This is a genomic window from Mycoplasma sp. P36-A1 (assembly GCF_049478495.1).
Classification (GTDB): Bacteria; Bacillota_I; Bacilli_A; order JAJDGJ01; family JAJDGJ01; genus P36-A1.
This window is the reverse complement of record NZ_CP168083.1, coordinates 734,929-755,066: the sequence shown is the minus strand read 5'-3', so window position 1 is coordinate 755,066 and position 20,138 is coordinate 734,929. Positions and strand designations below refer to the sequence as shown.

At 27.2% G+C, this 20,138-nt stretch carries 17 protein-coding genes; 3 read left to right on the top strand and 14 right to left on the bottom strand.

What is annotated here, in order from left to right:
* Complete coding sequence (locus ACD762_RS03510) at positions 1 to 504, top strand: ferritin (protein ID WP_423364478.1); 504 nt, start codon at positions 1 to 3, stop codon at positions 502 to 504.
* A gap of 41 nt (positions 505 to 545) precedes the next feature.
* Here ACD762_RS03510 and ACD762_RS03505 read toward each other — a convergent pair whose 3' ends face one another.
* The 13 genes from ACD762_RS03505 to ACD762_RS03445 all read right to left on the bottom strand — a co-directional run bounded on the left by ACD762_RS03505 (position 546) and on the right by ACD762_RS03445 (position 17,971).
* Positions 546 to 1,358: a PHP domain-containing protein gene (locus ACD762_RS03505; RefSeq protein WP_423364477.1), complete on the bottom strand. Its 813-nt coding sequence runs from the start codon at positions 1,356 to 1,358 to the stop codon at positions 546 to 548.
* A complete protein-coding gene (locus ACD762_RS03500; protein ID WP_423364476.1) occupies positions 1,348 to 2,349 on the bottom strand; it encodes an epoxyqueuosine reductase in 1,002 nt (333 codons plus the stop codon). The genes ACD762_RS03505 and ACD762_RS03500 overlap by 11 nt, the downstream gene beginning before the upstream one ends.
* Positions 2,349 to 4,121 (bottom strand): oligoendopeptidase F, encoded by a 1,773-nt coding sequence (gene pepF / locus ACD762_RS03495; RefSeq protein WP_423364475.1) that lies wholly within the window; start codon positions 4,119 to 4,121, stop codon positions 2,349 to 2,351. Before pepF ends, ACD762_RS03500 begins: the two co-directional genes overlap by 1 nt.
* Positions 4,122 to 4,178: 57 nt before the next feature.
* Positions 4,179 to 6,434: a glucosaminidase domain-containing protein gene (locus ACD762_RS03490; protein WP_423364474.1), complete on the bottom strand. Its 2,256-nt coding sequence runs from the start codon at positions 6,432 to 6,434 to the stop codon at positions 4,179 to 4,181.
* 164 nt (positions 6,435 to 6,598) lie between these two features.
* Positions 6,599 to 7,390 carry a TatD family hydrolase gene (locus ACD762_RS03485; protein ID WP_423364473.1) on the bottom strand — a complete coding sequence of 264 codons (792 nt, stop codon included), beginning with the start codon at positions 7,388 to 7,390 and terminating at the stop codon, positions 6,599 to 6,601.
* Positions 7,377 to 7,988, bottom strand: coding sequence for a thymidine kinase (locus ACD762_RS03480; protein WP_423364472.1), 612 nt, complete (start codon positions 7,986 to 7,988; stop codon positions 7,377 to 7,379). Before ACD762_RS03480 ends, ACD762_RS03485 begins: the two co-directional genes overlap by 14 nt.
* Positions 7,989 to 8,101: 113 nt before the next feature.
* On the bottom strand, positions 8,102 to 10,069 hold the full coding sequence (locus ACD762_RS03475; RefSeq protein ID WP_423364471.1) for a hypothetical protein: 1,968 nt from the start codon (positions 10,067 to 10,069) through the stop codon (positions 8,102 to 8,104).
* Positions 10,070 to 10,395: 326 nt separating this feature from the next.
* On the bottom strand, positions 10,396 to 12,933 hold the full coding sequence (locus tag ACD762_RS03470; protein ID WP_423364470.1) for a hypothetical protein: 2,538 nt from the start codon (positions 12,931 to 12,933) through the stop codon (positions 10,396 to 10,398).
* A gap of 420 nt (positions 12,934 to 13,353) precedes the next feature.
* Positions 13,354 to 13,566 (bottom strand): 50S ribosomal protein L31, encoded by a 213-nt coding sequence (rpmE, locus tag ACD762_RS03465; RefSeq protein WP_423364469.1) that lies wholly within the window; start codon positions 13,564 to 13,566, stop codon positions 13,354 to 13,356.
* Between the two features lie 160 nt (positions 13,567 to 13,726).
* The gene (locus ACD762_RS03460) at positions 13,727 to 14,353 is read right to left on the bottom strand and encodes a redox-sensing transcriptional repressor Rex (protein WP_423364468.1); all 627 of its coding nucleotides are present in this window, start codon (positions 14,351 to 14,353) and stop codon (positions 13,727 to 13,729) included.
* Between the two features lie 145 nt (positions 14,354 to 14,498).
* The gene (locus ACD762_RS03455) at positions 14,499 to 15,785 is read right to left on the bottom strand and encodes an adenylosuccinate synthase (RefSeq protein WP_423364467.1); all 1,287 of its coding nucleotides are present in this window, start codon (positions 15,783 to 15,785) and stop codon (positions 14,499 to 14,501) included.
* A complete protein-coding gene (locus tag ACD762_RS03450) occupies positions 15,785 to 17,224 on the bottom strand; it encodes an NAD(P)/FAD-dependent oxidoreductase (protein ID WP_423364466.1) in 1,440 nt (479 codons plus the stop codon). The genes ACD762_RS03455 and ACD762_RS03450 overlap by 1 nt, the downstream gene beginning before the upstream one ends.
* A gap of 174 nt (positions 17,225 to 17,398) precedes the next feature.
* The gene (locus ACD762_RS03445) at positions 17,399 to 17,971 is read right to left on the bottom strand and encodes a xanthine phosphoribosyltransferase (RefSeq protein ID WP_423364465.1); all 573 of its coding nucleotides are present in this window, start codon (positions 17,969 to 17,971) and stop codon (positions 17,399 to 17,401) included.
* Between the two features lie 190 nt (positions 17,972 to 18,161).
* Between ACD762_RS03445 and ACD762_RS03440 the strand changes: the two genes are divergently transcribed.
* Positions 18,162 to 18,740, top strand: a complete 579-nt coding sequence (locus ACD762_RS03440; RefSeq protein ID WP_423364464.1) for a hypothetical protein — start codon at positions 18,162 to 18,164, stop codon at positions 18,738 to 18,740.
* 11 nt (positions 18,741 to 18,751) lie between these two features.
* On the opposite strand, the gene ACD762_RS03435 is transcribed toward ACD762_RS03440, so the two are convergent.
* Positions 18,752 to 19,513 (bottom strand): nitroreductase family protein, encoded by a 762-nt coding sequence (locus ACD762_RS03435; RefSeq protein ID WP_423364463.1) that lies wholly within the window; start codon positions 19,511 to 19,513, stop codon positions 18,752 to 18,754.
* 385 nt (positions 19,514 to 19,898) lie between these two features.
* Here ACD762_RS03435 and ACD762_RS03430 point away from each other — a divergent pair, with 385 nt between their 5' ends.
* A complete protein-coding gene (locus tag ACD762_RS03430) occupies positions 19,899 to 20,126 on the top strand; it encodes a hypothetical protein (RefSeq protein WP_423364462.1) in 228 nt (75 codons plus the stop codon).
* Positions 20,127 to 20,138 lie beyond the last annotated feature (12 nt).

The window sequence follows — 20,138 nt, the reverse complement described above, 5'->3', positions numbered from 1 at the left end:
ATGAAAAAAGAAATGTATGATTTATTAAACAATCAAGTGAATTTTGAAATTTATTCTGCTCATATTTATTTAGATATGGCTGGATATGTAAAAAGTGAAGGATTTAATGGTTTTGGAAACTGGTATGATATCCAATACCAAGAAGAATTAACACATGCTAAAAAATTTATGAATTATATTTTAGATTCAGGGTTTAGACCAACTATTACTAATTGGGAAGAAAGCCCTTCAACAAATTATGATAATTTATTAGAAACAGCTCAAACTTCATTAGCTCATGAACAAGTAGTTACTGAAAGAATCAATTACATGATGGAAAAAGCTGTCGAATTTAAAGATTTTGCAACTGTTAATTTCTTGAACTGGTTTATTAATGAACAAGTTGAAGAAGAAGCAAACTTTAATGATATGATTAGTAAAATTGAATTAGTAAAAGATGCTGGTCTATATATGTTAGATAAAGAATATGGTACTCGTGTTTTTGTTGATACGACTGCTGAATAATTATTCTAGAAAAAGCCACTCATTTATATGAGCGGCTTTTTTTATTTGATTATATTGTTTATTCTTTTTTCATATTTTTCAAAATCGATTTCATTTACTACATTCAATTTCAAAGTCATAGCATTTAATTTAGCTTTTTGATAAGCAACATCAGTTATTTGCTCAGGTGAATGAGCATCAGGATTAACTACAACTTTAGCTTTTGATTTAGCTACTAAATACCAGAAATCATTTCTTGGATAGCTAACACTAGTTGCATCAATTCCATCTCTAATACCATTTCTAATTCCTCCAGCATTATATTCTAAATAAACATCATTTTCTATTGCTGCTTGAATTAGTCTTTTACTTTGAACTAAAGCATTTTCATCAAATGATAGTCCATTATTTAAGAATAAGTCAGGATGAGCTAAAAATAAAAAATACCCTGTTTTCATTGCTTGTATACAATGATCTACATAGTTTTTGATTTCTTTAGTTGAAACTAACCCACCATAGTAACTAGCTGGTTTATGTATATTGTAATAATGTTGTCCTAAGACTAAATAATCAACTTGATCATTGATAAATAAACTTTTTAAGTAATCATCATAGTCACTTTGATATTCTACTTCATATCCTCTATAAAAATTAATTTTATCTTTATATTCATTTTTTAGTTGTTTTAAATTCTCTAGATAAGGAATTCGTTCTTCATATTCCATTCTATACTTTGTTTCTTTTGTAGGATATGCAATATGATCACTTATTCCAAATACTTGAAAGCCTTGTTTATATCCTTCTTCTAACATTTCTTTTTCGCTTCCTATGGCATGCTTACATCTATAAGTATGGTTGTGCAAGCTATAATTCATTTTCATCGCTTCTTTCTAATATATAATTATATGCATCTATTAATAGAGAAGAACCTTTCTTTTTTATTAATTCATCTCTTTCAATAATTAAACTTTTTTTATCACGTTTGATATTATTTAAGCTTAGTATTGCATTCTTTTTGATAATATTTTTGTTTAACCAACCTAAACTTTTACTTTTAAATAATTTATTATAATCATTATTAGTAAGAGCTATAAAATCTTTGACATCATAGTATTGTTCATCTTCAAAATATTCTCTATTATCATAATTTGTATTATAAGGACAAACATCATTACAAATATCACAACCATAAACATTATTTTTTATTAGTTTTGAACTAATTAATGTTTTGCTTTGTGTTAGATAAGAAAGGCAAGTTTGATAATTTAAAATATAATTATTTAGGCTTTTAGTAGGACAAGTAGATTCACATTTATGACATTCAAAACAACCATCTTGAATTAATAAGGGCTGCTTAAATGTAAGTTTGTGGTTTAAAAGGATTGTTCCATAAAATACCATTGAGCCATACTTGTTATTAATAATCATACTATTTTTACCATAAAAGCCATTTCCAGCTAAATGAGCAAAATAGCGATCATCTAAATTGCTAGTATCAATACTGTAATAAACTTCTAAACCATCAATATTTGATTTTAAATAACTTATTAACTGTTCTATTTTTTTTGAAAGTACTAAATGATAATCTTCACCAAATGATGATTTTGAGTATGTAATACTATTTTTTACTATTGGTTTACGCTTTGTATTATAACATATACCTACAGAAATAATTGTTTTGCATTTGTTTAAATATTGCTCTGTATCAATATATTTATTAATATCCTCTTCTTTTCTTGGATATAAAGTCATCTTTTCTTTCTTTTCTAATACTCTTTTTAAATATTCATCTTCTTTTATTACATGTGAAAAGCCTATAATATCAAAACCGATATCATAAGCTTTCTTTTCTATACTATTAATCATTAGTTTTCTAACTCGAATTTTAATATAGTATCTGCATATTTTTTCATTGCACTATCAAATACTTTACTAGTTGATAAATCAATATCTATTTCTTTAAGAGCATCTATAGGATAAACAGAATCACCAAGAGATAAGAACTTAATATATTTATCGATAATACCTTTTTCATTATTCAAAATTCTATCGACAATATTTAATGAAATACTAAAAGAAGTCGCATATTGATAGACATAGTAATCATAGTAAAAATGTGGAATTCTTGACCATTCATATTTAATGTTTTCATCTAATATTATATCTTTTCCAAAGTATAATTTATTAATATCATAATATAGATTATTTAATACTTCATTTGAGATTTCTTCATTTTTTTCAACTAGTTTATGTGATTCTAATTCAAATCTAGCAAACATTGTTTGTCTAACTAAAGTAGTTCTAAATTGTTCAAGTAAATAGTTGTACAAATATTTTCTAATTTTACTATCATCTTCTTTTTCTAATAAATGATTAATAAGTATCAATTCATTAACTGTACTTGCTACTTCTGCAATAAATATTTTGTAGTTTGCATCTTGATATGGATTATTGTTATTTGCAAAATATGAATGCATAGAGTGGCCAAGTTCATGCGCTAAAGTGAATACATCATTTAATTCATTGTGGTAGTTTAAAAGCATATAAGGAACACTAGTATAAGAGCCACCAGAGTATGCACCACTTCTTTTACCTTCATTTTCATAAACATCAATCCAACGATTTTCTAAGGCTTCATTCAACACTTTAGTATAATTGTTTGGGAAAATGCTTAAAGCTTCTTTGACAATTTCTTTAGCATCATGATATTCTACTTTTTTATCAACTTCATCAACCATGCTTGTATATATATCATATAAATGTAACTCTTTTAATTTCATTTCTTTTTTTCTTAGGTTTAAATAATCATGGTTTGCTTTTATGTTATTTTCAACACTATTTAATAAATTATGATAGACATATTCAGGTATTTCATTTGGTTCTAAGGCTTGTTGTAATGTAGATGCATAATTTCTAGTTTTCATTGATATTAAATCTTGTTTCATCTCACTAATATAGTTAGTTGCTAATGTTTGATTATATTTTCCATAAGTATCAAATAAATTATTATAAGCATTTTTTCTTAAGACTCTATCACTAGAACGAATATAAGTTGAATAACTTCCTTCACTCATTTCGTGTTGATTATTGTTACTATCAAAGATGTTTTCAAACTTTAAATCCGAGTTGGTAAATGCTGAATATAATTGGTAGGCAGCATTAGAATTTAGTCCATAAGTTGATATTATTCTTTCTTCAGCTCCACTTAAATAACGTTTTTTATTATTAATTACTTTCACAATAGTTTGATGATATTCTTTTAGTTTTGAATCATTGATAATAGATTCTAAAATACTATTGTCTACATTAGCTATTTTTGGCATCAAAAAGGAAACCTCAATTGACATATTATTGTATTCACCTTTAACTTTATTAAGAATTGATACATATTTATCATTTGAGAAATCACTATCTTGTTGATGAGAAAAATATACATAAATATTTTCAATTTTTATCATTAATTTATAATATAAGTTAAGTGCATCAATTATTTCATTCTTTGTGAATGTAAGACTATTATATTTTTTTATTTCTTCTACTATTTTATTACACTCTTTAATATCTGCATCTAAATTAGATGGATCATACATCATTTTTAAATTCCAAGTATCTTCTATTTTTTGTTCATGTCTTTTCATATTACCGCTTCTTTCTAAATGTATAAAGTAGAATGTTAGTAACATTCTACTTTAGTACTATCTTATATTTGTTCTTGTTGAAGCTCCAAGTTTACCTTTTGTATTATAAGTTCTAACAGTTGTTCTTGTTGCTTTCCCTCTATTATTATATGTTGTTATAAATCTTCTTGCTCTATTTTTGCTTGTTGATCTCAATCTTCCATTAACATAATAGTACATTGTTTTTTTAGTAATAACTCCTCTTGAATTATAATTTCTAATATCTTTTCTTCTAATTCTTGAATTACTTACATTATAATAACGATGCTCTGCTTTTGAAAGGTTTCTATTTGAACGATATGTGTACAATGAATATCTTGTTCTTCTACCCCTAGTATCATAATCAAATCTTCTACTTGTTTTTCTTGCTGCAAATGAATAATATCTTATTTGTTGTGTACTTCCATTTGCTCTTCTTTTTAAATATGTAATTTTATTTGTTGTACGATTAAATTTATTTGTTGATCCATTTGGAGTATTTCTTCCAATGTATAATAGTTCTCTTTTACCATTTCTTACTGTCATAGTTAATCTATCAGCTCTGCCAATTGAGATATGTGAAACTCTAAAATTAAGGGTATTTATTTTATTAAAAGAAGTTGCTCGAGAATTAGTTCCTCGTTGTCCATAATTATTTCTTCCAGAAGCATATACATTACCTGATCTAGTCAAAATATAAATATTATTTGTACCGTTTTTAATTACTCTTGTGATTACTTCATTTTTTGGTATCCTTGTTGCTAAATCGACTCTATTAGCTTGTTGTACTGTAGAATAATTACCATTTCCAAGTTGTCCATGATTGTTCATACCCCAAGCATAATACTTTCCACTAGCTTGTTGAATATTTAATGTTGAAGATGCTGTATTAACTGCTGTGTTAGCAACATGAACATTTGCAATTGGAATGTATAGTGATCCACCATTAGTAGTTGAATCATTTTGTATTCTATAGAAATTACCAGTTGTTCCTAAAATCGTAACTGAGGCATTATATCTAGTATAATAATAAGCAACATTAGCTGAAGTGCTAGCATTACGATAAACATTTATACGCCCTGTTCCAGATATACCTACTGTTCCATTAGCTGGTTTAAGTATTCCAATACGGTATTGATTTTTATCAACATTTCCAGACACTTCATCTAGTCTTCGATAATTAAAGGCATTTTTATAGCCCCAATTAGAATCAGAAGCGTATTTGACACCCATTCCTGAAGCTTTATTTCCTAAACTTGTACCATTTTCTCCTAATGTAGAAACTGGATTAGCATATCCACTATTTAAATTTTTATAGTATTGTAAAATTGCTGATGACATATTTGAATATCTTGTAGCATTATTAGGACAACTATCTACTGCTCCCCATCCAAATGGATTATTGTAGTGTCTTGATAGATTTGAACGTCCATAATTAGATTCGTTTATTGTAATACCATATAAAGCACCAGCATTAACATTATATGTTCTTTGATTACTTACAAAATTAGTTCCTCTTTTATAAATATTTGATACAAAACCATTATAAGTGTTTGTAAATGAACTTTGACCACATCTTTTAAAGGTTGATGTTTGTTTAAATGAATTTCCAGCTGTTGGCACTAGATTTAATAATCTTCTATCCATTGCTGCTCCTGTAATTTTTGTCTGTGTTCTTATTGGTAAATATGAATAATAATCAAAATATGGATTATTTCTATTAGTAGCATTACTTCTTCTATTATTACGATAATCAGTTAACATTGTATTATAATTTGTATAATAATATATTCCATCATATGAGTAATATACTCTATTATTACTTAATCCAGATGGTAAATCTGTGTAGCCTAAATAATATGCAGTATTAGAAGATCCATACATTGCACTATAATATAGTTTATTGCTTCTTGATTGATATCTTGATACATTCAAACCAGCCATGTTATTTGTATTTCCACCAACTGTTCTGTTTTGATTCCCAATATTTGCAGTTGTTTTTCTTACTGCATTTTTCCCACAAGCAGTCGATTTGCCTATCCAACCTTCTACTCCAGCAACCATTATTTTATAAGCATTAGATGTCTCAGAAATAATTGGTGCATCTCGATGATACATACTATTTATATATGTAATAGCATTAGTTAAAGCTGATGTAGAATGAACATTACAAGTTCTATCGACAGCAGGCATTTGTAGTATTTGGGCTGAAGAGGCATTAACATCCTGCCTTGACAACAAACTTGTACAAGCTATAAATCCTATTAGTAATCCTCTTTTCAATATTTTCTTCATATTAAATCTCCTTAGTTTATCAATTGACTTAATTATAACATATTTAATTTAGACAACATATTAAGTGCAATAATTATAGTACTTTTAACAGCATTTTTTTATTTATTAAACAACATTCATGACATATAAGTTAGTACTAACAAAAAAATGTAGACTGTTTTTGTCTACACTTCTTCTATTTTAAAAATTTTTAAAGCATTTTTAAATGTTGTATTACATACTTCTTCATAACTTATTTCTTTAATATCAGCAATTTCTTGAGCAACATATTTAACATACCAAGGATAGTTGGTTTGTCCTCTATATGGAACTGGTGTTAAATATGGACAGTCAGTTTCTATTAGTAATTTGTCTAGTGGAATATTTTGTGCAACCATTTTAGTTGATTTAGCATTTTTAAATGTTACTACACCAGATAATGAGATTAACATGTTTAATTTAATAAATTCTTTAGCCATTTCTAAGCTTCCTGAATATGAATGCATAATACCACCAATACTTTTTATATCTTCAGCTTTTAGTATATCAAAAGTATCTTGAATAGCATCTCTACTATGTATTATTATTGGTAGATTTACTTTTTTTGCTAATCTGATTTGCTTAATAAAGTATTCTTTTTGAATGTTTGGTTTAACTGTATCCCAATGGTAGTCTAAGCCAATTTCTCCAAGAGCAACAACACAAGGTTCATGTAACATATTCTCAAATCTATCCATATCATCTTGGCTTATATCATTTACTTCTGTTGGATGTAGTCCTATTGCTGCATAGACTCTTTCAGGATATCTATACGCTAAGTCAATTGCTTTTAAGCTAGATTCCATATCAAAACCGATACATAACATTTTTTCTACATTTTGTTCTTTTGCTTGTTTCATAACATTTTCAATATCATCAATAAATGGTTTAGTATTTATATGTACATGCGTATCAAATAATTTATTATTGTATTTCATTTTTTGTTTCTCCTTCAAATAATTTTGGGTAATCAGCAACTTCATGATGAATTGAGCATCGTGGTTCATAGCTTTCTTGTGCTCCTATTAAGACAATTGGATCATTATAACTTGCTGGCTTACCATCTATTAATCTTTGTGTTCTAGTTGCTGGTTCATTACAAACAGCACAATAAGAAGTAATTTTATTAACTTTGTTTGCTCTTGCTAGTAATCTTGACATTACAGGAAATGGTTCTGCTCTAAAATCCATATCTAAACCTACTGCAACAACATCAATTCCTTGATTTATTAAATATGTAACTACTTGTTCTAATTGATCATCAAAAAATTGAGCTTCATCTATTAAGACAGCTTTTGTCTTTTCATTTATACATGTAAGTATGTCGATTGCTTTTGATATTTCTATTGCTTTTACAAAATTCCCATTATGTGATACGACTTTCTCTTTTCCATAACGATTATCTATTTTAGGTTTAATTACACAATATTGATGATTTGTTCTTGAAAGTGTATGTGCATGTCTAATCAATTCTTCTGTTTTACCTGCAAACATACAACCTGCAACTACTTCAATATTACCTATTTTATTTTTCATTTATTTCATCTCGTTTTCTTAATTTAATGATTTTATTATATCATATTAATGTTTATTTCGATAATTCAACCTATAAAAAAAACAAGAACCTTTTTAGTTCTTGTTTTTAAGTATTATACTAATTTTCCGGCAGCATTATAATCTTTTCTGACAGTTCTAAAGATTTTTCCATTTCTATAAGTTTGAACTACTCTCCAAGCTCTTAGACCTCTTCCACCTCTTAATTTACCATTTTTATTATAACGGTGCTCTACTTTTCTTAACATTTGACCTCTATTATTAAAAGTAGCTACTTCTCTTCTCATTATTCTATTAGTTTCATCTCTTCTTACAAAGACACGTCTTTTGTGTTTACCATTACTAAAGTTAGACCATAATTTTGAATCTCTTAATACTCCATTACTAAAGTATTGATTTGATCTTCTTGCAGTTCTAACACCTTTACTATTGTAACGATGTAAATCATAATGTCTTACTTTTCCATTTCCAAAATATCTTCTATGTACATTTTCTCTAGTTCTTTTGTTATTATGTCTTAAAGTTATATCTTGTGCATGTCTTTTGTTACCATTATTATCATTAAATCTAGTAACTACTCTTTTTCTCCAAGTTGAGTTATTTAAATAATTTGAATAAACTGTTCTTGTTAATATTCTATTATTCTTTGCATGACTATATTGTTCTACAGTTAATGTATTATAATTTTTTGAATTTCCTTTATAAGTAAATTTAGTAATTCTTTCCGTATTACCATTTCTAAAGCATATTTTTCGATATGTAATTCTTCCTAAAGAATCTTTTCTTGTTACTGAACAAGTATCTGTAGGTGCAGGAGTTACAACTGCTTGTTGGGTTACAACTACTTCGATTACTGCAGTAGTTTTACGATTTTCATTATCTTTATTCTTTTCAGCATTTCCATGAGTTAAATCTTCTAATTCAACATTAATTGAAGTAGTTCCTGCTTTTAATGCATTTACATCAAAGCTTTCAGTACCTGGATTAATTACTCTAGCAGCAGTACCATTTACAGCTATTGTTGCAATTGTTTTATTTTGGATATCAATAGTAGCTTTTTTCTCTTCAAGCATTCCATAATCTAAACCTAATTTCACATTTTCGTTAGCTGTTGTTTTGGCAGCTGGTATATGCATTTGTATTCTATTAGGAGCTAAAATAGCTAATTTATAAATATCGGCTTTACCAGGTATCTGCATTTTCTTGCAATCTTCATTACCACCTGGATTTGCTAAAGCAGATTCACTATCTGGATTAAAACTAAATTCTATTTCTTGTTTATGATCACTATTTTTTAGTATTGTCGCTTCACAATCTATTTGTACTTTTACTCCATCTCCAGGATAATAATAATCTTCTACACTTGAATTACTTTCACTTATTTTACAAACAGCACTTACATAATCGCTACCTTTTGTAAATTCAAGATTTTCTATAATTTTATTAATATTATGTTCTTTATAATCACTATTTTTCAAAGTTGCAACTACTGAAAAATCTACTTTGTCACCTTTGTAACCTTTAATTTTAATACTATCTTTTGTTTCATTTAAAGTTCCAGCCCTAAACCCTTTTAATTTAGGAATACCATCTTTGCTTGAGACTTTTACTTCAAAATCAACTGTTTTTTCTATTTTTTCATTATATTTACTTTTATAAGTAGCACTTGCTTTTATTTTTGCAGTACCTGATTTTAAACCTGTATAACTTATATTTTTATAAATATTAGAACTAAAAATATCATCTTCTTCAATGTTATCATTTAATTTGATTACTCCTTCGTCCTGAATAATTTCAAATTTAATTTTATCTTTTTGTAATTTATATTCTTTATCATTTTTCTTGTATTCATCATTAAATTTAATTTGAGCTTTTCCAGTTTCTTTTACTAGTAAGTTTTCATCTTTACTACAAACTTCAATTGGTGTCTTCTGACTAACCTTACATGTTGTAAGCTCAGCCTCTTGTGCATTAATATTATTCATTTCTACAGTCTGGGTATAACCTGTTAGACCAATTGCTGCTGCTAACAGCAGGGTCCTTATCTTTTTACTTGTTTCCATTTCTTTTCCTCCATTTTTTATTTTTAATTTTTTGATAATTACATTTTAACAATATACTAATAATATTTAAAATAATTTGACTACACTAAAAATACAATTTCACAACAAGTAAATAACCCATGTTATCTTGCTTATTATTAATATCTATTCCATATACATAACCCCTTAAATAAAGGATTATCAACCCTTTATAGATATTAAATATATTTTTTGTTCATATTATGTATAAATATTAAATTGTTTTTAAGATGTTAATTTAGTATTAAAATTTTGTTGTCAATACGTACAAAAAGTATGCTTTTCAGCATACTTTTTTAAAACTAATACTAAGCTATTTTACCGTTTGCTCTATAGTCTCTTCTTGTAGTTCTATTAGATCTGCCATTTCTATAAGTTGTTACAGTTCTCCAAGCTTTACCATTAGAATTTGTTCTAAGTTGTCCTCTTGAATTATATCTATAATCTACTTTTCTTGTAAACTGACCACGTGTATTAAAAGTAGCTACTTCTTTTCTAAGTAATCTATTCTTATTACTCCTTCTTGTAATAACTCTTTTTGTGTGTTTACCATTTTTATAGCTTGACCATACTTTTGAATCTCTTCTTACACCATTACTAAAGAATTGATCCATTCTTCTTGCTGTTCTATGACCTTTAGAGTTAAAGGCGTTGTTTTCATGTGTTTTAACTTTTCCATTTGCAAAATAAGTTCTAAAAACATTAGTTTTTGTTTTCTTATTATTATGTCTAGTTGTTGTTCTTAATGAAGTTCTTCTATTAGTATTATTATCTGAGAATACTGTAGTTTGTCTAGTTCTCCAAGTTGAATTATTTAAATAGTTTGAATATACTTTTCTTTCTATTCTTCTATTATTTCTTGTATGACTATAGTGTTCTACTGATAAAGTATTAATATTTGTAGTATTTCCTTTATAAGTATATCTTGTTATAGTTTGTGTATTTCCATTTTTGAAACACGTTTTTCTATATGTAATTCTATTTCTAGAATCTCTTCTTACAACAGTACACTTATCTGTAGTGCTACTTCCATTGTTATTATTGTTACCTGTGTTGTTGTTATTTCCCGTATTATTATCGCCACCATTATTTCCACCACCTGGTGTTGTTGCTGCAGGATTTACAATAATCTCTACTGTTTTAGAAACAGTTCTATTAGGATTGTTTTTATTAGTATGTAAATCACTTAATGTAAATGTTACATTTGTAGTACCTGCTTTTAAGCCTGTAAATACAAAGTTTTCACTACCATAGTTTGCAACTCTAGATGCCTCTTGAGTTACTGTAGCAATATCTTCATTAGCTACTTTGATATCAATCTTTTTAGATTCTCCACTTAAAGCTCCATAATTAGCAAACATTGTATAAATTTGTGATGCAGTTGTTGTTGTATTATTAACTAAAGTAAGTTGTTCTCTATCAGTTGATGATTCTAATTGTAGTTTAAATGTTTCAAGATTAAAGTCTACATATTTATCTTTTTGTTTTTCATTATTATATTTAATTTTAAAGTCTTTTGTTCTAGTTGCATTATATTTCTCAACTTTAATTTTACATTCTAAGATAAATTCATAATTTCCATTTTTATTAGGATTATGTGGTTTATGATTTTTCATTTCTTCATCAACACCAGCATTATTGCTCCAAATAACACATGAATCTTTTACTAAATTTACATAATCATCTTCACCTTTGAATGAAATTCTACTAGCTATAGCATTTGCGATATCTGGATGTTTTTTATATTCTTTTCCAGAAACTTTAACATTAAATCTTAATGCTTTAACATCATTGACATAACCTTTTAAATGTTTATCCTGACCTGTTGCACGATTAAATATCATTAATTCTGGTGCCCAATCTTTAATAACTAAGTTAACAGGACGACTTTCTAAATTTACAGGTTTGCGATGATAATTTTCACCTTCTGTTAATTCTTCTTCATCTATAATTCCTTCACTATCATATAGTCCTATGATATTGATTCCATTTTCAGATGTTGCTTTTTTTGTTTTAGCTTTAATTTTAAATGATACTTCGTTAAAATGTCTATCATGATCATGTTCAGGATCTAAAGGACTATTGTGATTGTTAAAACTAAAATCTGATAGTTGGACTGTTGATAAATCTAAGTAATCTCCAACTAGAATAGTTTCACTATTATTACCAGCATGATTTGAAATTGACATAGCTTTTAATTGAATGTGATCATTCATTTCATTTTTTATAAAAGACTCTATTGCCTTATTTTTAACTCTATGTAAGTTACCATTTAATTTAAATGTATATATAAATGTTGCTTTATCTCCAAGATCAACCTCTTGATCTCTTTCTAAAGTAATACCTTGAATACTATTTTCAAACTGACTAGGAGTAATTTTTTCTACTACCTCTATTGAAACTTCTTTTTCTCTAGATATATTTGTTACGCTCGAACCAGATCCTCTAGAAAATGTGCTTTTTGCTTTAATTTTAGCTGTTCCAACATCTATACCATTGATTGTTATAGATGTTTTTCTATCTACTGAGGTAGTTTCACCTAAACTAATTTTTTTAGAACCACTTTCTATTGAAAATTCGGTTTTTACATAGTTATAAGTTTTTTGATTTGGGACAGTGCCGGTTTTTACAGTACTGTAAGAATCAAATGTTAATGTAGTTTTATCTCCTTTCATCATTGTTGTTTCACCTGAACAAAGTTTAATTACGTTATTTGATGTTGCTTTACATTCAACTGCATTTTCTATGGCATTTACAGTTGTAGTATTCGATACTATTCCTGTTGTTGTACCAAGCCCTAGGGCAGCAGCTAATAATAATGTCTTTAATTTTTGACTATTATTCATTTTTCTATTCCTCCATTTTTTGTTTTGTGACACTATAATACCAATTAAATAGTTGAAATCACAAAGCATATGATTTTGGAGTCTATAATCAATTTTGCTATTTGTATAAAGTACACTTATAGTTTTTACGAAATAAGAATTAAAAACAAGTATATGGTGATATGTAGCACCTTTTTGTTTTTTTTGTGTAATCATATAGTTAATGTGTATAAAATGTGTATAAAATGAATAGATGAGCGATTATTATAAATTTTTTTTGTTTTTAAAGAATAGTAAATGTGATTATTGTTACATTTTGTGGAAATTAAGTATAACTATTGTAATACTTTTACGTTTATATATTTATCGTTTCTTTTTCAAACGATTTTTTTAGTCAAAAAAAACAGCCAATAAAATGGCTGTTCTTTATTTAAGAAAATATTATTTTTCTTCTGTTTTGTTGTATTTTTGTTTGAATTTTTCAATACGTCCAGCTGCACTAGCAAATCTTTGTCTTCCTGTATAGAATGGGTGACATTGACTACAAGTATCTACTTTAATTTCATCTTTAACAGATCCACTTTCAAATGTGTTACCACATGTAGTACAAGTTACAGTTACTCTGTTGTATTTTGGTTGAATATCTTTTTGCATTATAAGTTTCTCCTTCCGCCATTATCATTCTTAATTTGTAAATTAATTGGTTTTATTGATAATGGTAAGTAATATTTACTAGATAATTATATCATTTTAGAGTATTACTTGCAACTCTAATTTTTGACTAAAAGTTGTCAATTTTATTAATACTTTATGTTTAATATTCACTTCTTAAGTCATATACCAATGATTGAACAACTTGTGCTATATCTATATCAGTAATTAAAACATTATCTTTTTCACAGAATACTTTTTTACCTGAGAAATTGACAAAGCCTTTTATTCCAAGACTTACTAAATTATCTAAAATGTCTTGTGCACTATCACCTGGTACGGTTAACACTGCAATTGTGGCATCCTTATCAAGAGTGTTTTCTATATTTAAATAATCTAAAATTTCTATGTTCATATACTCTGTTCCTATAATAGTAGGATCTGTATCATAAATTTGAGTTACCATAGATACACTATCAAAGCCATCAAAATATGATGCTACTGCTTTTCCTAATTGTCCTAGTCCAACAAGGATTACTTTTTCAATTTTATTTAATTCAAATTCTTCTTCAAATATTGTTAACATGGTTTCGACATGATAACCTGTTCCTTTTTTTCCTAATTTTCCGATTGATGAAAAATCTCTTCTAATTGTTGTTGAATCTATTTTAACTAATTTAGCTATTTCTGTTGAAGTTACATCTGTTACTCCTTTTTCTAATAAAGCTTTAAGTAGTTTATAATATAATGGAAGTCTTTTTCTTGTTGCATACGGTACAAATTTACTCATTAAACCACTCCTAACTCTTCTATTTTATCATATCTAATATAATATAGATACATATTACACTAGATATTGTTAAATTATTCACAATTTGTTTTTTTGCTTTTTTTAATTAGTTATTATTAAAAAAACAGCACTAATGTGCTGTTAATTAATCCCATAAATCATTGATTAATAATGTTTGAGTTCTATCTGGTCCAACTGAAACTATAGAAACTTTAACATGTGTTAATTCTTCTATTCTTTTTAGATATGCTTTTGCATTAGTTGGAAGATTTTCATATGATTTACAAGTTGTAATATCTTCTTGCCAACCTGGAAGAACTTCAAATACTGGTTCACATTTTTCATAATCTGTTATTAAAGCTGGAATATGTGTGATTAGTTCTCCATTTAATTTATAGCTAGTACAAATTTTTATTTCATCTAATCCAGATAGTACATCTAGTAACATAATAGATAAATCTGTAAGACCGCTAACTCTTCTTGTATGGTTAATTACTACTGAATCAAACCAACCAATTCTTCTAGCTCTACCTGTTGTAGTACCATATTCATGTCCTCTTTCACGGATGTAATGAGCAATTTCACCATCTATTTCTGAGGCAAATGTTCCTTCTCCAACACGTGTTGAGTATGCTTTTACTATTCCTAAAGCTTTTTCAATTTTATTTGGTCCAAAACCAGCACCAGTTGCAACTCCTGCTGCTGTTGGTGTTGAAGATGTTACAAATGGGTATGTTCCATATTCTACGTCTAGTAAAGCACCTTGTGCTCCTTCAAATAGAATTTTTTTATCTTGATGATATAAATCATCCAACATTACAGAAGTATCTGCAACATATGGTCTAATAAATTCAATAAATTCTTTATACTCTTCATATACTTTTTTTGCATCAAATAGTTCTTTATCATAGTGTTTAAACATTATATTTTTTTGTTTAAGGTTAAATGATAATTTTTTGATTAAGTTTTCTTTATCGAATAGATCACAAATTCTAATTCCTATTCTATTGTACTTGTCAGTATAAGTTGGTCCAATTCCTTTAAAAGTAGTACCTACTTTATTGTCTTCTTTAATTTCTTCTTGAAGTCTATCTTCTTCAATGTGATAATTAAATGTTACATGTGCTCTGTCTGAAATGAATAAATTTTTAGTAACTACACCTGCTTCTTCTAATTTAGTAATCTCTTCTTTGAAAGCAATTGGATTAATTACCATTCCATTTCCCATAATGTTAACTTTTTCACTATTGAAAATACCAGATGGTATTAAGTGTAATGCATACTTATTTCCATCAAAGACAATAGTGTGTCCTGCATTATTTCCTCCTTGAAATCTTACAATTACATCTGAGTTTTTACCTAGGTAGTCGGTGATTTTTCCTTTACCTTCGTCTCCCCATTGAGTACCTACGACAACAATATTTTTAGTCATTATTTCAATCCTCCTGAAATTTTTTTATTTATAGCACGGGCTATCCATACTCCATTTGCTCCAGCTTGAGCAAGTCCTCTTGTTAACCCGGCACCATCACCTGCAAAATACATATTCTTTATTTCACCCTCAAAATATTCATCTACTTTTGGTCTTGCTGAATAAAACTTAGCTTCTACACCATAAAATAATGTGTGTTCACTTGCAATACCAGGCGTTACATGGTCTAATGCTGTAACCATTTCTATTAATGATTTCATTGTATTATAAGGCAATACTAATCCTAAATCACCAGCAACTGCTTCTGGTAATGTTGGTTTAACATACCCTTCTTTTAGTCTTTTATCTGTAGTACGGCGACCTCTTAATATATCACCATATTTTTGTACAATTATACTTCCATTTGATAACATGTTTGCTAAATGGCTTACTTCTGTTGCATATTCATTTGGTTTATTAAATGGTGTATCAAATGTATGTGATACAAGTAATGCAAAGTTAGTATTATGGGTACCTAATTTAGGATCTTTATATGCATGTCCATTAGCAAGCATTGTTCCTGTATGATTTTCTATAACAACATGTCCACTTGGATTTGAACAAAATGTTCTAACACTTGTTCCTACACTTGTGTGATATACAAATTTACCTTCATATAAATGTTCATTGATTTCTTCCATAATTATATCAGAACACTCTACTCTTACACCTATATCAACTTGATTGTTATACATTGACATACCTTGTTTATTTAGAATGTGACTCATCCATTTTGAACCATCACGTCCTGGTGCTAGTATTACATATTCAGCTTTTATTTCTCTTCCATCTTCAAGCGTTATTCCTTTTATTTCTTTATTTTCAACAATTACATCAGCTACTTTAGTAGTAAATGCATAGTCTACTTTATCTTTTAAATATTCAAAAATACTCTTAAGTATTTCTAGGTTTTGTTCTGTTCCTAAATGTCTTACTTTAGCTCTTAATAACTTTAAGCCAACAGCCCAACCCTTTTTTTCTATTTCTTTAACTTCTAAAGTCATTGGATCTGTAATATTAGTAGTAGCACCATGTTCTAAGTTAATTGAATCAACATATCTAATTAGGTCTTCTACTTGTTCATTTGATAAATAATCCATCATCCATCCACCAAATTCACTGGTAATATTAAATTTACCATCACTATAGGCTCCTGCACCACCAAATCCTGCAGTTATTGAACAAGCTGGTTTACACCCTATAACACCGCCATCAACTGTTTCTCCACCTGGACATTTTTCAATCTTTTTGTCTAGTATTGGACAGTTACGATGATAAATATCTTGTCCTTTATCAATTAACAATATTTTTAACTTGTTATTCAATTTAGATAGTTCATAACTTGCAAAGATACCAGCTGGTCCTGCACCTACAATAATTACATCATACTTTTTTTCCATAATGATCCTCCTCCATTAAAAAAGGGTAACATAAAGCTAAGCATAGCAAATGTTACCCGTATATAAGTGTGCCAAAAAATATGGTATATCATCGTATATCTGTAGATAATTTCGCATATTTCTCACACTCCAGCATTTCTTATTTTACAGTATAATTATCTGTTTGTCAATCTATTATTTTATTATAGCTTTGCCATCCTTGAAACTTTCTATTATTGCAAGTGATTCTACTTTGTATCCTTTTTCTTCTAATTTAGATCTTCCTGGTTGAAAACCTTTTTCAATTACAATACCAAAACCAGCAACTATAGCATTTGCAGATTCTACTATGTTAGCTAATCCTAGACCTGCTTCTCCATTAGCTAAAAAATCATCTATAATTAGTATGTTTTCATTTTCTTTAATAAATCTTTTATCTACTCTAATATTATAGTCTTTATTTTTTGTAAATGAATGCACTTTTGTATGATAAACATTATTGCTTATAATAGCTGATGGATCTTTTTTTGCATATACTACAGGTTGATAATTCATTGCCTGTGACACAAAACAAGCTAGTGCTATTCCACCTGCTTCAACTGTTAATATTCTATCTACTGTAACTCCTTCATATCTTTTTGCGATTTCTTTTCCAATTTCTTCATATAGCTTTACATCAATTTGGTGATTTATAAAACTATCTACTTTTAAAATATTTGGTTCTATAACTATTCCTTCTAAAGAAATTCTTCTTTTTAATTCTTTCATTTGATCAACCTCCACAATATATACTATTATTTTACCTAACTTGTTTAAACAATACAATTTTTTATTTAATAATATTGTTAAAATATATGATATTTTATCTTAAAAATAATATGTTATAATGAAATAGTAATTTTATTTATAAAAATCACTATTATTACTTATTTTAAATTTTAAGAAAGAGGTTATACTAATGCTGAAATTATTAAGATTATTTAATAGAAATGATTATGTTTTGTATACTATAACTAACAATATTAATAATAGAAAGTTTCTTTGGAAAGATACTTCATTAAATAATGCTGTTAAAGCTCATAAAGCTAATTTCGCAATTCAACAATATTATTTAAATGATTTATTAACCTATGATATGTTTGTGTATGGTTTTGAAAATTTTTCTTTTGATATTTACAAAACAATTAATAATATAGATTCTCATAAACTTGATTTGATTTTGACTAAGGAATTAATGAGTGAACAATATGTTTATAATAATTTATCTCCTGTTTTTTATAATGATTTTTCTTTTATTAGAAGAACTAATGAATTCTATTTTTATGAGGGCTTAAACAACCTAAAAATATGGAATGAAGTTAAATTATCTGAAAATTATCTTCAACAAAAAAAGATTAATGAAAAGTGGTTTGATTTAGCTAAAGAATATAATTTATTAAGAGATAGTTTAAGTAATTCAGTTATTAATTCTGTTAATGCTGTATTAGAAGTAGAAAACTTATATGATTTTAGTATGAAAGAAAAAAAAGGTGATTAATTCACCTTTTTTTATAACCAACGTACACTAGGTTCGTATCTTAATGCATTTCTTTCAAAATAAAATTCTGGATATCCAATTGCAATAGATGCATAAATAGTAGTATTTTCATCTTTAATATTTAAATAATTTCTAATTTCTTGATTATTTGCAATTCTATTAAAGCGACCAACTTCTACTGCACCAAGTCCTAGCATGTTTGCCATGTTCTCTATATTTGTTAAAGCTATAATTGCATTATCTTGTCTTTTTGCTGTCAATATTATAACTGTTGGTGCATTGTAAAACAAGTAGCCTCTTTCATAATTAACTTTGTCATCAATTAGTTTGCTAGCTTTTATTCCTAACTTTTCTAATTCATTGACCTTTTCTGCTTCAACTATTATATATCCAACATCTTGCATATTTACTGCTGTTGGACTATATCTACCAACTTCGATTAACATTTCTACTTTTTCTGTTTCTATTAGCTTTCTTTTAAAGTTTCTTTTACTTCTTCTATTTTTAATGAAGTTCAAATATTTTTGAGGATCTATTGTATATTCGCATTCATCTAATTCTTCAATTTCTTTAATGTTATAGCCGCTTAATGTAATTGCTTCTACAGGACAAATAGCTAAGCATTGTGCACACTTAATACAATTATCAGTTATCACCTGTGCTTTATTCATATGCATTTCTAGTGCTTTACTTACACAAATTTTAACACATTTTTGGCAACCTATGCACTTTCCATTTATTATTACTTTGTTATTTTCATTTCGATTATTCATTTACTCACCCTCTATTAATGCACTATTTATATATAACTATCTTTAAATTCTATCTTAAAAAGGAACCAATTGGTTCCTTTTTTACTAATCAAAACAACCTTAATTGTTTACTTAAAAGTAACAATTCCAAATACTCTAATGTTTGTATAAAAAAGTATATGTGTAATATTATGTTGTTTTCAACATAATTAACAATGTATTATTCAACATATCATTACATTTTAAATTGTTACTTATTTGATTAGTTGAAAACATCTGTTTTCTTATTGATAGTCTAACATAATATTTTTCAGTATACAATTAATTAGAAATATAATTTATTATTGCATTATATTTTATAATTGTGCTTATTAAATATAATATTAGTTTGAAAGGTGTGAGTGACATGATTGTATTATATACTATTGTTTTTGTTTGTGTATTAGCAGGTATTGTTTATTATCTAACAAAGACATCAAAAAAAGGTGATAAGACTAACTTAGATAAAGCAAATAGCATTTTTGAAACTAATGATTTAGGTTTAAAAATTTATCCAAAAGAAGATGTAGAAGATAATGTAAGTTTAGAGCATGAAAAAACAAAGGAGTTCAATGTAGATAAAAATAATGATTAACTTTATTTAGTA